14 protein-coding genes are annotated in these 13,499 nt (G+C 71.2%); 12 read left to right on the top strand and 2 right to left on the bottom strand.

The genetic code is table 11. The features are described 5' to 3' along the window. Positions 1–258: 258 nt before the first annotated feature. The 12 genes from AB5J73_RS20520 to AB5J73_RS20465 all read left to right on the top strand — a co-directional run bounded on the left by AB5J73_RS20520 (position 259) and on the right by AB5J73_RS20465 (position 12,225). Positions 259–1,242, top strand: coding sequence for a LacI family DNA-binding transcriptional regulator (locus tag AB5J73_RS20520; RefSeq protein WP_370971297.1), 984 nt, complete (start codon positions 259–261; stop codon positions 1,240–1,242). Then, positions 1,239–2,276, top strand: coding sequence for a class I mannose-6-phosphate isomerase (locus tag AB5J73_RS20515; protein ID WP_370971295.1), 1,038 nt, complete (start codon positions 1,239–1,241; stop codon positions 2,274–2,276). The genes AB5J73_RS20520 and AB5J73_RS20515 overlap by 4 nt, the downstream gene beginning before the upstream one ends. Further along, positions 2,273–3,037, top strand: a complete 765-nt coding sequence (locus AB5J73_RS20510) for an ATP-binding cassette domain-containing protein (RefSeq protein WP_370971293.1) — start codon at positions 2,273–2,275, stop codon at positions 3,035–3,037. The genes AB5J73_RS20515 and AB5J73_RS20510 overlap by 4 nt, the downstream gene beginning before the upstream one ends. Continuing rightward, a complete protein-coding gene (locus AB5J73_RS20505; RefSeq protein WP_370971291.1) occupies positions 3,034–4,077 on the top strand; it encodes an ABC transporter permease in 1,044 nt (347 codons plus the stop codon). Before AB5J73_RS20510 ends, AB5J73_RS20505 begins: the two co-directional genes overlap by 4 nt. 26 nt (positions 4,078–4,103) lie before the next feature. Next, positions 4,104–5,099, top strand: coding sequence for an ABC transporter substrate-binding protein (locus AB5J73_RS20500; protein ID WP_370971289.1), 996 nt, complete (start codon positions 4,104–4,106; stop codon positions 5,097–5,099). A 202-nt stretch (positions 5,100–5,301) separates the two neighbouring features. Next, positions 5,302–6,018 (top strand): hypothetical protein, encoded by a 717-nt coding sequence (locus tag AB5J73_RS20495; RefSeq protein ID WP_370971288.1) that lies wholly within the window; start codon positions 5,302–5,304, stop codon positions 6,016–6,018. Between the two features lie 131 nt (positions 6,019–6,149). After that, positions 6,150–7,202: a sensor histidine kinase gene (locus AB5J73_RS20490; protein ID WP_370971287.1), complete on the top strand. Its 1,053-nt coding sequence runs from the start codon at positions 6,150–6,152 to the stop codon at positions 7,200–7,202. After that, positions 7,199–7,954 carry a LytR/AlgR family response regulator transcription factor gene (locus AB5J73_RS20485; protein WP_370971286.1) on the top strand — a complete coding sequence of 252 codons (756 nt, stop codon included), beginning with the start codon at positions 7,199–7,201 and terminating at the stop codon, positions 7,952–7,954. Before AB5J73_RS20490 ends, AB5J73_RS20485 begins: the two co-directional genes overlap by 4 nt. Before the next feature lie 37 nt (positions 7,955–7,991). Further along, positions 7,992–8,342, top strand: a complete 351-nt coding sequence (locus AB5J73_RS20480; protein WP_370971285.1) for a hypothetical protein — start codon at positions 7,992–7,994, stop codon at positions 8,340–8,342. Between the two features lie 130 nt (positions 8,343–8,472). After that, positions 8,473–10,197 (top strand): cation acetate symporter, encoded by a 1,725-nt coding sequence (locus AB5J73_RS20475; protein WP_370971284.1) that lies wholly within the window; start codon positions 8,473–8,475, stop codon positions 10,195–10,197. 70 nt (positions 10,198–10,267) lie between these two features. Then, positions 10,268–10,618: a DUF485 domain-containing protein gene (locus tag AB5J73_RS20470; RefSeq protein ID WP_125305655.1), complete on the top strand. Its 351-nt coding sequence runs from the start codon at positions 10,268–10,270 to the stop codon at positions 10,616–10,618. Continuing rightward, entirely contained in the window at positions 10,615–12,225 is a 1,611-nt protein-coding gene (locus AB5J73_RS20465; RefSeq protein ID WP_370971282.1) for a cation acetate symporter, read from the top strand. Before AB5J73_RS20470 ends, AB5J73_RS20465 begins: the two co-directional genes overlap by 4 nt. A 62-nt stretch (positions 12,226–12,287) precedes the next feature. Here the strand turns inward: AB5J73_RS20465 and AB5J73_RS20460 are convergent, their stop codons facing one another. Both AB5J73_RS20460 and AB5J73_RS20455 read right to left on the bottom strand, forming a co-directional pair. Continuing rightward, positions 12,288–13,025, bottom strand: coding sequence for an isocitrate lyase/phosphoenolpyruvate mutase family protein (locus AB5J73_RS20460; protein WP_370971280.1), 738 nt, complete (start codon positions 13,023–13,025; stop codon positions 12,288–12,290). After that, positions 13,022–13,483 carry a carboxymuconolactone decarboxylase family protein gene (locus tag AB5J73_RS20455; RefSeq protein ID WP_370971279.1) on the bottom strand — a complete coding sequence of 154 codons (462 nt, stop codon included), beginning with the start codon at positions 13,481–13,483 and terminating at the stop codon, positions 13,022–13,024. The genes AB5J73_RS20460 and AB5J73_RS20455 overlap by 4 nt, the downstream gene beginning before the upstream one ends. Between the last annotated feature and the right edge of the window lie 16 nt (positions 13,484–13,499).

Raw genomic sequence — 13,499 nt, 5'->3', positions numbered from 1 at the left:
CGCGCAGTCGGTCGAACCGGGTCACCTTGGGCAGCCTCTCACCAAGTCGTCAAGGGGGCTCGTCAAGACCTGTCCACTTCGGGACAGCATGATCAGCCGTCTGCCCTACGACGTCGGTAGCCGAATCGGCACAATCCACGCAGCAGGCGTTGACAAGCCGCGGGGTCGTGGCGTTCAATCCCGGTCACTATGACAACGTTGTCTCCACCCGGCCGGGACCGGGACGGCAGCACGCGCACCGCGAGCAGGCGGGCCACGATGAGCGACGTGGCCAGGCTGGCGGGCGTCAGCATCAAGACCGTCTCGCGCGTGGTCAACGACGAACCGGCGGTGCACCCGGACACCGCCGAGCGGGTCATGGCGGCCATCGAGCAGCTGGGGTTCCGGCGCAACCTGGGCGCGCGCAACCTGCGCCGCGGGTCGACCACCGGCACCATCGGGCTGATCGTCGAGGACGTCGGCAACCCCTTCTACTCCGAGCTGAACCGCGCGGTCGAGCGCATCGCGACGTCGTTCGGGCGCCAGGTGCTCACCGGCTCGTCCGAGGAGAACTCCGACCGCGAGCGCGAGCTCGTCCTCGAGTTCTGCGCGCGACGGGTGGACGGCATCCTCGTCGTGCCGGCCGGTCTGCAGCACGGCTACCTCGTGCCGGAGATGCGGGCGGGCACGCCGGTGGTGTTCATCGACCGCCCGGCCGGCGACATCGTCGCCGACACGGTGCTGGTCGACAACCTCGGCGGCACCATCGAAGCCGTCACCCACCTGGCGAAGCACGGCCACCGGCGGATCGCGTTCCTCGGCGACAGCCCGGACATCTTCACCGCGGCGGAGCGCCTGCGCGGCTTCCGCGAAGGCTGCGTGCGCAACGGCATCTCCTACGACGAGTCGCTCGTCTCCATGCGCACGCCGACGCCGGAGTACATCGGCGACGTGGTGAAACGCCTGCTGGCCGGGCCGGACGCGGCCACCGCGGTGATCGCCGGCAACAACCGGGTGGCCGTGCACGTGCTGCGCGCGCTGGCCCACGCCGAGCACCGGCCGGCGATGGTCGGCTTCGACGACTTCGAGCTGGCGGACCTGCTCGACCCGCCGGTCACCGTGATCGCGCACGACGTGAGCGCGCTCGGCCACGCCGCCGCGGAGCTGCTGTTCGCGCGTGTCCAAGGAGACCAGTCCCCGCCCAGAAAGGTAGTCCTGCCCGTGCATCTCGTCGCCCGTGGTTCCGGTGAGGTCGCCCCGTGACCCTCGAACCGATCCGGCTCGCCGCCAACCAGCCGCCGCAGTTCTACCGCGGCGGCGACGCCATCGCGGCGCTGCGGGGCGCCTCGTCCGACAAGAAGTTCGGCCCGGAGGACTGGGTCGCGTCGGTGAGCACCATGTTCGGCCAGGACACCAACGGCCTCACCCGCCTCCCGGACGGCGCGTGGCTGCGCGACGCCGTCGAGCGCGACGCCCCGGCGTGGCTCGGCACCAAGCACGTCGAGGCGCTCGGGACGTCGACCGGGCTGCTGGTGAAGCTGCTCGACGCGGGCCAGCGGCTGCCCGTGCACTTCCACCCGGACGACGCGTTCGCGAAGCGGCACTTCGACTCGCACTTCGGCAAGACCGAGGCGTGGATCGTGGTCGGCACCTACGGCGACGACCCGCGCGTCTACCCCGGCTTCAAGGAGACGCTGTCGAAGGACACCGTGTCCGAGTGGACGCGGGAGCAGGACGTGCCGTCGATGCTGGGCGCGCTGAACAGCGTCCCGGTCACCGCGGGCGACACCGTCTACATCCCGGCGGGCCTGCCGCACGCGATCGGCGAGGGCGTGTTCGTCGTCGAACTGCAGCAGCCGACGGACTTCTCGCTGACCATCGAGTGGCGTGATTTCCTGGCCTCGCCCGAAAAGGGCCACCTCGGCCTGGGCTTCGACACGGCGATCGAGGCGCTGGACACCTCGGGCTGGGACGCCGAGCGCCTGGACACCATCATCAAGCGCACCGCCGGCGACACCGCGGCCACGGTCGACCTGCTGGCCACCGGTTCGGAGCGCTTCTTCCGAGCCGAGCAGCTGCGCACCGACAAGGCGACAACGTTGTCATCGGACCCGTCGTTCGCGGTCCTGGTCGTACTCGACGGCGAAGGCACCCTGCGCACCGAGCACGGCGGCGAGTACGCGCTGGCGAAGGGCGACACCTACGTCGTCCCGTTCGACGCCGGCCAGACCGAGCTGTCCGGCACGGCGACGGCGATCCGCTGCCGCCCGCCGGCGCCGGAAGAGAGGAACGGATGAGCGAAATCCTCCTGGAAGCGGTCGACCTGACCAAGCACTACGGCTCCGTCGAAGCCCTGCGCGGCGCGTCTTTCCAGGCCCGCGCGGGTGAGGTGACGGCGCTGATCGGCGACAACGGCGCCGGCAAGTCCACTTTGGTCAAGTGCCTCTCCGGCGCGGAACAGCCGACCTCGGGCAAGATCCTCCTCGACGGCGCCGAAGCGCACTTCGACTCGCCGACCACCGCGCGCCGGCTCGGCATCGAGACCGTCTACCAGGACCTCGCCGTCGCACCCGAGCTCGACCCCGCGGCGAACCTGTTCCTGGGCCGCGAAATCCACCGCAAGGGCATCCTCGGCAAGCTGGGGATGCTCGACAAGGCCGAGATGCGGCGCCAGGCCGTCGAGGAGTTCCAGCGCCTCGGCGTGACGCTGCAGAGCACCGACGTCCCGATCGGCTCGCTGTCCGGCGGGCAGCGCCAGAGCGTCGCCGTCGCGCGGTCGGTCGTGTGGGCGTCGAAGGTCGTCTTCATGGACGAGCCGACCGCGGCACTGGGCGTCGTGCAGCGCGAGCGCGTCCTCGACGTCATCAAGAAGGTGCGCGACAAGGGCATCGCCGTCGTGCTGATCAGCCACAACATGCCCGAGGTGCTGTCGGTCGCCGACCGCGTCGAGGTGCTGCGGCTCGGCAAGCGCGTCGCCCGGTTCGCCGGGGCGGACACGAAGCTCGAGGACCTCGTCGCCGCGATGACCGGGGCGCTCGTGCAGGAGGAGGCCGCGTGAGCGCGCCCACGAAGGACATCCAGGAAACGCCCGAAGCCGGCTTCGGCAAGCGGCCGCTGGGCAAGCGGCTGGTCGGCGCCAACACGTTCTGGATCGCGCTGGTGCTGCTGGCGCTGATCATCGTCTTCAGCGCGATCGCCCCCGGCGAGTTCCCGACGCTGTTCACGTTCCAGACGCTGCTCATCGAGACCGCCGTGCTGCTGGTGCTGTCGGTCGGGATGACGTTCGTGATCATCACCTCCGGCATCGACCTGTCCGTCGGCTCGGTGCTCATCTTCGCCGGCATGGTCGCCGGCAAGGTGATGGAGGCGATGTCCGGCGGCAACGCGTCGAACGCCGGCTGGGGCGTCATCACCGTCGGGCTGGTCGCCGCGGTCGTCGCCGGCACCCTCTGGGGCCTGCTCAACGGGTTCCTCATCGCCGTGGCGGGGATCCCGCCGCTGATCGTCACCCTCGGCACGATGGGCGCGGCGCTCGGCGCGGCCTACCTGCTCAACAACGGGTCGGACGTGCGCAGCGTGCCGGTCGCGCTCAACCAGACCCTCGGCTACGGCACCTCGTTCGGCATCGTGCCGAACCTGGTCATCGTCGCCGTCGTGATCACGCTGATCGGCGCGTGGCTGCTGCACACCACGAAGTTCGGCCGCTACACCTACGCGGTCGGCTCCAACGCCGAGGGCGCGCGCCGGGCCGGCATCGGCGTCACCGCGCACCTGCTGAAGGTGTACACGCTGACGGGGTTCCTGGCCGGGATCGCCGGGTTCCTCTCGCTGGCGTACTACGCGTCGACCACGATCTCGGCGCACACCACCGACAACCTCAACGCGATCGCCGCGGTCGTGATGGGCGGGACGAGCCTCTTCGGCGGCGTCGGCACGGTGCTGGGCACGGTGATCGGCGTGTTCATCCCGGCGGTGCTGAAGAAGGGCTTCAACATCACCCACGTCCAGGACTTCTGGCAGATGATCGCCGTCGGCGCGGTCCTCATCGCGGCCGTCTGGTTCGACCAGCGGCGCCGCCGTCGCCGCAACTCCCGCTGAATCCCCCTGAGTACAAAGAGGTGCTTATGAAGCTGACCAAGACTCTCACCGCCATGGGTGCCGTGGTCTCCGCCGCGGCGCTGCTCACCGCGTGCGGGTCCGGCACGGTCGGGCAGAGCGGGTCCGGTGACTCCGCCCAGCCGTCCGGCTCCAAGAAGCTCGCGCTCATCCCGGGCGTGCAGGCCGAACCGTTCTACATCTCGCTGCAGTGCGGCGCGGAGGCCGAAGCGAAGAAGCTCGGCTACGAGCTGACCACACAGGCCCCGCAGAAGTTCGACGCGGCCATGCAGACCCAGCTCGTCAACGCGCTCGGCTCGAACCCGCCGGCCGGGCTGCTCATCGCCCCGACCGACGACACGGCGATGCTCGCGCCGATCCAGCAGGTCAAGAACCGCGGCGCGAAGATCGTCGAGGTCGACACGTCGCTGAAGGACACCGGTGTCGCCGTGTCGTCCGTTTCCTCCGACAACGCCGCGGGCGGCAAGCTCGCGGCGCAGACGATGGCCAAGCTGGCCGCCGGCAAGAGCGGCTCGGTGCTGGTGCTCGACACGATCGCCGGCACGTCGACCACGGCGGCCCGCGCGAAGGGCTTCGAGGACGAGCTGAAGAACACCCCGAACCTCAAGTCGATCGGGGTCCAGTTCACCCAGAACGAGCCCGACCAGGCGGCGTCGAAGGTGACGGCGGCCCTGTCGTCGACGCCGGACCTCATCGGCGTCTTCGCGACCAACCTCAACACGGGTGAGGGCGCGGCGACCGGTCTCCGCAACGCGGGCAAGGTCGGCGCGGTGAACCTGATCGGCTTCGACGCCAGCCCGTCCGAGGTCGAGGGCCTGAAGAACGGCCAGTACCAGGCCCTGATCGCCCAGGACCCGGCGTCGATCGGCACCCAGGGCGTGCAGCAGGCCGTGGCGGCGATCGAGGGCAAGCCGGTGACGCGGAACCTGACCGCGCAGCTGCACTCGATCACCAAGGCGGACATGGACGCCAACGCCCAGTACTTCTACAAGCAGTCCTGCTGATCATCCGTCCGTCAGGGCTCTGCGTGGGGTGTGCGCACCGCTCACAGGGCCCTGACCAGCGGTTTCGCCCCCGGTGATCGGTCACTGCCGGTTACCGCGGTGGGGCAACCGCTCACCGCACGACCCGTTCCCCCGGACGAGTGTCCCCCGTCACACTCATCTGCACATGCATTTACACATGCATGATCGCAGGGAGGGTGCGATGAACTACGAACGATCGGCCGTGCACCGGACGATCTTCGCCGTGGACGTCGAGGGCTACGGCGACCGGAGCAGGACCACGCCACACCGCTTGGCGTTGCGCGACGGACTGTACCGCGCGCTCCGCCGGGCGTTCGACGACGCGGGCGTCCCCTGGGCGGCCTGCCGGAGCGAGGACTGCGGCGACGGCGTCTTCGTCCTCGCCCCGCCGCAGATCCCGAAAGGGCTCTTCGTCGAGTACTTGCCCAACGCGCTCGCCGTCGCGCTGCACCGGCACAACCTGACCCACCACGCCGGCGCCCGGATCCGGCTCCGGATGGCGCTGCACGCGGGCGAGGTGGCCTACGACGACCACGGCGTCACCGCGCCGGCGATCAACCACGCGTTCCGGCTCCTGGACGCGGCGCCGCTGAAGGAAGCGCTCAAGAAGTCGCCCGGCGTGCTCGGGCTGATCACGTCGGCGTGGTTCTTCGACGAGGTCGTCCGGCACAGCGAAGGGCTCGACCCGGCGACGTTCCGGCCGGTGCGGGTGACGGTGAAGGAGACCCGCACGACGGGCTGGATCTCGCTGCCCGACCGGCCCTACCCGGCCGACGCAGGCCTGCTGGTGCGGCTGCCGGAACCCGCCAAGGTCACCGGGCTCGACGACTACCGGACCTGGCGCCGCTTCCGCCGCCACGCCCAGGTGCTGGCCGATCGCGAGGAGCCGGGCTACTGATCCGGCCACCCCGCGCGCCGCGCAACCGTTGCGGCGAAGCCATTCGGCCGGGGCCGCGGTCGGATTGGTACCGGCCGGCACCGTGGCCGTAGGATCTGTTCCCCTGGACACCGCCGCCGAGGGGAGGCCCGATGACCGTGCACCTGCGCCCGGCGTCCCGCGCCGACCCGCTGCCGGTGCTCGCCGCCGCCCGCCGGATCACCGGCGACCTGCGCGACGGCCTGTCCGGCACCCGCGCCCGCCGCGCCGCGCACGGCCTGCGCCGGCTGTTCGGCTTCCCCGGGCTCGGCCTCACCGACCTCTCCGGTTCGCTGCTCTGGTCGGGACGGCCCGGGCCGGACGCGGTCGTCGCGACGGTGCTCGACGGCGTGCTGCACACCGAGGAACCCGGCTCCGCACCCGATGTCCTCGTGCTGCCGCTGCACGTCCGCGACGAGCTCGCCGGGGCGCTGCTGGTGGTCGGCGACGTCCGGGACGCGGTCGCGGCCCAGGCCGCCGACCTGGTCGTCCAGGCGCTGGAGCGCGGGCGGCTGGAGGCGTCGGCGGAGCAGGCGGCGCAGGCCGAACTGCGGGCGCTGCGGGCGGAGATGTCCCCGCACTTCGTCTACAACGCGCTGACGGTGATCGCGTCGCTGGTGCGCTCGGACCCCGACCGCGCCCGCGATCTCATGCTCGACTTCGCCGACTACACCCGCTACAGCCTGGCGCGCCACGGCGAGTACACGGTGGTCGCCGAGGAATTCCGCGCGATCGAGACGTACCTGGCGCTGCAGCGGGCGGTGCTCGGCGAACGGCTGCGCGTACAGGTGCGGGTGGCCCCGGAGGTCCTCGCCGTCGCGGTGCCCTACCTCGTGCTGGAACCGTTGGTGGAGAACGCGATCCGGCACGGCATCGAGCCGCGGTCGGGCACCGGCTTCGTCCAGGTGCACGGCCAGGCGGAAGGGAACGACTGCGTGATCTTCGTCGAGGACGACGGCGTCGGCATGGACCCGAAGCGCGCGGCGGACCTCCTCGCCGGCCGCGCGGGCGACGACGACCCGGCCGGCCTCGGACTGGCCAATGTGGACCGTCGGCTGCGGGACGTCTACGGCGCCTGGTACGGGCTGACGGTGGAGACCGAGGTCGGCGCGGGCACCCGGGTGGTCGTGCGGGTGCCGCGGTTCCAGCCGGGGGTGCTGCCGTGACTTCGCTTCGCGTGCTCGCCGTCGACGACCTGCCGCCCGCGCTGGACGAACTGTGCCGCATGTTGGGCGAAGCCCCCGAGGTCGGCGAAGTCGTCGGAGCCGGTGACGCGCTGAAGGCGTTGAAACTGCTTCAGGCGGACCGGTTCGACGCGGTGTTCCTCGACATCTCGATGCCGGGTCTCGACGGCCTCGAACTCGCTTCGCTGCTGGCGCGGTTGAACGAGCCCCCGGTGATCGTGTTCGTCACGGCCCACGACGGCCACGCGGTGGCGGCGTACGGCATCGGCGCCGTCGACTACCTGCTGAAGCCGGTCCGGGCGGAGCGCCTTTCGGCGGCACTGGCGAAGGTGCTTCGGATGGCGACGCCGTCTTCGCGTTCGACACCGGACGCGATGGCCGCCCTGCCGGTGGAGTCCGGCGGCCGCACCCGCTACGTCCGCCGCGACGACGTGTTGTTCGTGGAAGCCCACGGCGACTACGTCCGGCTGCACACCCGCGGCGGCGTGCACCTGGTGCGGATGCCGATTTCGCGGCTCGAGGAGTACTGGGAGGGATTCGGGTTCAGCCGGGTGCACCGGGGGTTCCTGCTCGCGGTGGGAGCGGTGCTGGAGCTGCGCAGCGATTCGGCGGGCGGACTGCTGGCGCACACGGAGGCCGGCGACGTACCGGTCAGCCGGCGGCACGCGCGCGATCTACGGGACCGTCTCCTGGAAGCCGCCCAGCGCGGTCAGCTCGGCCCGGGCCCGCGATGAACCGCCCCGCGGCCGCGCACCTCCGGCCAGGCCCGCGATGAGCAAGATCCGCCGCGTCGCCGTCACCAGCCCGCAGACGCGTCTCGCCCACGCCCGCCGCCGTTCTCGCCACCGCTGGCGCCAGACCCGTCTCCCCGTCGGCGACACCCAGCGCGCCACCACCCTCTACCGCGCCCAGCGCCGCCGCGGCATCCCGGCCCTCGTCCTCATGTTCGCCCTCCTGCTCGGCCTCCCCGGCGTCTTCGCGATCTTCCCGGGCCTGGACACCGTGCGGTTGCTGGGCATTCCCCTCTCCTGGCTGATGCTGGCGGTCCTCCCGTACCCGGCGATGGCGCTCCTCGCCCGCTGGCAGCTGCGCCGCGCCGAGCGCCTCGAGGACGACCGGTGACTCGCGGCTCCCCCCGGCCCCAAACACCCCAATGTGGCGTTGGGTGCATCGAGCGCACCCAATGTGGCGTTCGGTGCGTTGGACGCACCGAACGCCACATTGGGGCGCATGAGATCGGCGGAGCGCGCTAGTGGGCATCGCGCTCGCCGTCGCCCCGGTCGTGCTCGTGACGCTGCTCATCGGCGTGCGCGGGGTCGCCGCGATGCGCACGACGTCCGACTTCCTGGTCGCCTCCCGGCGGATCTCGCCGCTGGTCAACTCGGCCGCCGTCTCCGGTGAGTACCTGAGCGCGGCGTCCTTCCTCGGCGTCGCCGGGCTCGTCGTCAAGGACGGCATCGGCGCGCTGTGGTACCCGGTCGGCTTCACCGCCGGCTACATCGCGATGCTCGTGCTGGTCGCCGCCCCGATGCGGCGCTCGGGTGCGCTGACCGTGCCGGACTTCGCCGAGGCCCGGCTCAACTCCCCCGCGCTGCGCCGCCTCACCGCCGTCGTGGTCCTCGTGATCGGCACCATCTACGTCGTCCCGCAGTTCCGCACCGCCGGGCTGGTGCTCGCCGCGGTCGGCGGCACGCAGTACTGGGTCGGCGTGGTCGTGGCCGGCGCCGCGGTCAGCGTCACGCTCGCGCTCGGCGGGATGCGCGCGGCGACGTACGTCCAGGCGTTCCAGTTCGTCCTGAAGCTGCTGCTGTTCCTCATCCCGGCGATCTGGCTGGTCCTCCAGGCGGGCGCGGTCAACCGGACCGACGCGCTCAACCCCGTCGAGTTCACCCACTTCGCCCGCGATACGCCGGTCCGCTTCGAAGTCGACGTCACCATGGAGATCCGCGAGCCGACCGCCGTGCGGCGCAACGGCGTCGCCGAAACCCTGCCGCCGGGCGAGTTCACCGCGCACAGCCAGGACGAGGTCGTGTTCGGCGCGGGCGCGGCGGTCCCGGCGGTTCGCGGCGGGGCCCCGCTCGGCGGCGCCGACTGGCAGCGGCCGCTGCTCGACCTCGGCGACGAGGGTTACCCGCTGCTCGGCACCTGGGCCGTGCTCATCGCGACCATGCTCGGCACGATGGGCCTGCCGCACGTGCTCATGCGCTTCCACACCAGCCCGGACGGCCGCGCCGCCCGCCGCACCGCCGCGATCACCGTGGCCCTGCTGGGGATCTTCTACCTCTTCCCCGGCGTCTACGGCGTGCTCGGCCGGGTGCTCGTGCCCGGGCTCTACCTCTCCGGCGCCACGGACACCGTCGTCGTCGCGCTGCCGAGCCAGGTGGACAGCGGCTGGGCCGGCGGCCTCTTCACGGCGTTGCTGACCGCGGGCGCGTTCGCCGCGTTCCTGGCGACGTCGCTCGGCCTGCTGCTGGTGATGTCCGGCGCCATCGCGCACGACCTCGTGCCCGGCGGGCTGCGGCGGCTGCGGATCGCCGTGTTCGGCGTCGCCGCGATCATGGTGCTGCTGGCGCTGCGCTCGGCCGAGCTCGACGCCGGGGTGCTCGTCACGTGGGGCTTCACCGTGGCGGCGTCGACGTTCTGCCCGCTGCTCGTGCTCGGCATCTGGTGGCCGCGGCTGACCGCGGCGGGCGGCATCGCCGGGGTGCTGACCGGGCTGATCGCGTCGTCGGGCTCGATCCTGTTCGCCCTCGCCGGCCCGGATCTGCACGGCTGGGTGGCGATCTTGGTGCAGCAACCGGCACCCTGGTCGGTACCGCTGGCATTCGGCGCAATGGTGCTGGTCTCCTTGCGGGGCAGGCCACCCACCTGGTCGACGTCGGCGATGCTCCGGTTGCACCTGGACGAACCCCGTTCGACGGGACCGCGCGACCGTTCGTCAACCGTTCGTCGTCTGGCCCGGCTGTTGAGCCGCTGAATCTTCACGCGAGACTCACACGTCCCTACGGTGTCGCAGGTCACTTTCCGCAGCGTCGCGAGGAGCAGCGATGAGCACGACGGACACCGGCGGCGGGCCCCCGGAAACGTCTGAGACCGTGTGGGAACACGCCCACGACAGCACGGAGTTCCGGGAACTGCGCAGCCGCCTGCGCCGGTTCGTCTTCCCGATGACGGCGCTGTTCCTGGTCTGGTACCTGCTGTACGTGCTCCTCGCGGACTACGCGCACGGGTTCATGAGCACCAAGCTGGTCGGCAACATCAACGTCGGCCTGGTCTTCGGCCTCCTGCAGTTCGTCTCGACGTTCGTCATCACCGGGCTGTACGTCCGCTACGCCAACCGGAAGCTCGACCCGGTCGCCGAGAAGATCCGTGAGGACATCGAGAAGGAGCAGGCATGACCGCGACCCTTGCCGCGAGCGTGGAAGGCAGCAACCCGCTCCTGAACATCGGCATCTTCGCCCTCTTCGTGATCATCACGCTGGTGATCGTGTTCCGCGCCAGCCGCAACTCCAAGACGGCGTCGGACTACTACGCCGCCGGCCGCGCGTTCACCGGCCCGCAGAACGGCGTCGCGATCTCGGGTGACTACCTGTCGGCGGCGTCGTTCCTCGGCATCGCCGGCGCCATCGCGATCAACGGCTACGACGGCTTCCTCTACTCCATCGGCTTCCTGGTCGCGTGGCTGGTCGCGCTGCTGCTGGTCGCGGAACTGCTGCGCAACACCGGCAAGTTCACGATGGGCGACGTCCTGGCGTTCCGCATGAAGCAGCGCCCGGTGCGGGCCGCGGCCGCGACGTCGACGCTGGCCGTGTCGTTCTTCTACCTGCTGGCGCAGATGGCGGGGGCCGGCGGCCTCGTCGCGCTGCTGCTCGGCGTCGAAGGCTCCGGGGCGCAGGCGCTGGTCATCGCCGTCGTCGGCGTGATCATGATCGCCTACGTGCTGATCGGCGGCATGAAGGGCACCACCTGGGTGCAGATCATCAAGGCCGCGCTGCTCATCGTCGGCGCGCTCGCGATGACGCTGTGGGTGCTGGGCAAGTACGGCTTCAACTTCTCCAGCCTGCTGCAGGCCGCCGTCGACAAGGCGGGCAAGGCCGGCGAGACGCTGCTCGGCCCGGGCAAGCAGTACGGCACCAACGGAACGTCCAAACTGGACTTCCTGTCCCTCGGCATCGCCCTGGTCCTGGGCACGGCCGGTCTGCCGCACGTCCTGATGCGCTTCTACACGGTGCCGACCGCCCGCGACGCGCGCCGCTCGGTGGTCTGGGCGATCGTGCTGATCGGCGTGTTCTACCTGTTCACGCTGGTCCTCGGCTACGGCGCCGGCGCGCTGGTCGGGCCGGACACGATCAAGAAGGCGCCCGGCGGGGTGAACTCGGCGGCGCCGCTGCTCGCGCTCGAACTGGGCGGGCCGGTGCTGCTGGGCCTGATCTCGGCGGTCGCGTTCGCCACGATCCTCGCGGTGGTGGCGGGCCTGACGATCACGGCGTCGGCGTCGTTCGCGCACGACGTCTACGCGAACGTCGTCAAGCGGGGCAAGACGTCGCCGGACTCGGAGGTCAAGGTCGCCCGGATCACCGCGCTGGTGATCGGCGCGCTCGCGATCGGCGGCGGCATCCTGGCCAACGGGCAGAACGTCGCCTTCCTGGTGGCGCTGGCCTTCGCGGTGGCGGCGTCGGCGAACCTGCCGACGATCCTGTACTCGCTGTTCTGGAAGCGGTTCAACACCCAGGGCGCGCTCTGGTCGATCTACGGCGGCCTGGCCATCACGATCGTGCTGATCGTCTTCTCGCCGGCGGTTTCCGGCAAGAGCACGTCGATGTTCAAGAACGCCGACTTCGCCTGGTTCCCGCTGAGCAACCCGGGCATCGTCTCGATCCCGGCCGCGTTCATCCTGGGCTGGCTGGGCACGGTCCTGTCCAAGGAGCACGACGAGAAGAAGTACGCCGAGATGGAGGTCCGGTCGCTGACCGGCGCGGGTGCCGAGAAGGCCGTCGCGCACTGACCCCCCGAGACACCGAAGGCCGTCGTGAGTCACCCTCGCGGCGGCCTTCGGCCATTTCCGGGTCAGTACGGCAGCTTGCCTTCGGCGACCCCGGCGAGCGTCGCTTCGAGCTGCTTGCGGGCGTACTGCCACAGCCCGCCGCCGAGCGAAATCCTCGCCACCCCCAGTTCGGCGAGGCCGTCGAGGCCCGGGCCGCCCGGCCACGCGGGCGCGTTGACGGCGCCGCCGACCCCCTGCACGAACTCCGCGATCAGCTCGGGCGTGCGCAGGTGGATCGGGTAGACGCAGTCGGCGCCGGCTTCGAGGTAGGCCTTCGCCCTGGCTATCCCGCCGGCCAGCGCGTCCTTCGGGTCGACGCCGCGGAAGGAGTCGACGCGGGCGTTGATCACCAGGCCGTCGCCCGCCGCCTCGCGCAGCGCGGCGATCCGCGCGGCCTGCTCGGCGACCGGCCGCACCCCGCCGGTGGCGTGGTCGGTGTCCTCGAAGTTGCAGCCCACCGCGCCGGCGTCGGCCAGCCGTCCGGCCAGCTCGGCGCCGGGCAGGCCGTAGCCCGACTCGGCGTCGACGGTCACCGGCACGCCGACCGCCTTGGCGATCCGCGCGGCGGCGGCGAACATCTCGCCGGCCGGCGCCTGCTCGCCGTCGGCGAACCCGAGCGCGGCCGCGACGGCGACCGAGCTGGTCGCGACGGCCGCGAACCCGGCGGCTTCGACGAGCTTGGCGGTGTCGGCGTCCCAGGCGTTCGGCAGCACGAGCGGCTTGCCGGGGACGTGCAGCGCCTTGAGCGCCGCGGCGGTCACGAGTCCCGCTTCGGCAGCGGCGTGTGGCTGGTGATGGTCATCCGGTTCCAGCTGTTGATCGCGATGATCTCCCACGCGACCGCGCGGTACTGGTCTTCGGTGAGCACCTTGACCGCCTGCTCGTAGACGTCGTCCGGCACGGTCTGGGTCGCGGACAGCTTGGTCATCGCCTCGGTGAGGGCGAGGGCGGCCTGCTCCTGCTCGGTGAACAGGTCGGTCTCGCGCCAGCCGTCGAGGACGAACAGCCGCCGCGGCGACTCGCCCAACTCCAGCGCGTCGCGGGAGTGCATGTCGAGGCAGAACGCGCAGCCGTTGATCTGCGACGCGCGGGTCTTCACCAGTTCGAGGAGTTTCGGGTCGAGCCCGGCGTTGGCCCCGGCCTTGTTCACCTCGGCCTGGAGGTTCGCCATCGCCTGGTAGAGCTCGGGGGCGCCCCCGAGTCCGATTCGCTTGGTCATGGTGTTCACGCTAGCC

It is taken from the genome of Amycolatopsis sp. cg9, from assembly GCF_041346945.1.
In the GTDB taxonomy this organism is placed as follows: domain Bacteria; phylum Actinomycetota; class Actinomycetes; order Mycobacteriales; family Pseudonocardiaceae; genus Amycolatopsis.
Note: the sequence above shows the minus strand (reverse complement) of the source record. Positions and strands in the feature narration are given on the sequence as shown.

Coding starts and splice junctions, on each gene's coding strand:
- AB5J73_RS20490 (WP_370971287.1), top strand. CDS start 6,150: ATGACCGTGCACCTGCGCCCGGCGTCCCGCGCCGACCCGCTGCCGGTG.
- AB5J73_RS20455 (WP_370971279.1), bottom strand. CDS start 13,483: ATGACCAAGCGAATCGGACTCGGGGGCGCCCCCGAGCTCTACCAGGCG.
- AB5J73_RS20495 (WP_370971288.1), top strand. CDS start 5,302: ATGAACTACGAACGATCGGCCGTGCACCGGACGATCTTCGCCGTGGAC.
- AB5J73_RS20465 (WP_370971282.1), top strand. CDS start 10,615: ATGACCGCGACCCTTGCCGCGAGCGTGGAAGGCAGCAACCCGCTCCTG.
- AB5J73_RS20480 (WP_370971285.1), top strand. CDS start 7,992: ATGAGCAAGATCCGCCGCGTCGCCGTCACCAGCCCGCAGACGCGTCTC.
- AB5J73_RS20500 (WP_370971289.1), top strand. CDS start 4,104: ATGAAGCTGACCAAGACTCTCACCGCCATGGGTGCCGTGGTCTCCGCC.
- AB5J73_RS20510 (WP_370971293.1), top strand. CDS start 2,273: ATGAGCGAAATCCTCCTGGAAGCGGTCGACCTGACCAAGCACTACGGC.
- AB5J73_RS20470 (WP_125305655.1), top strand. CDS start 10,268: ATGAGCACGACGGACACCGGCGGCGGGCCCCCGGAAACGTCTGAGACC.
- AB5J73_RS20520 (WP_370971297.1), top strand. CDS start 259: ATGAGCGACGTGGCCAGGCTGGCGGGCGTCAGCATCAAGACCGTCTCG.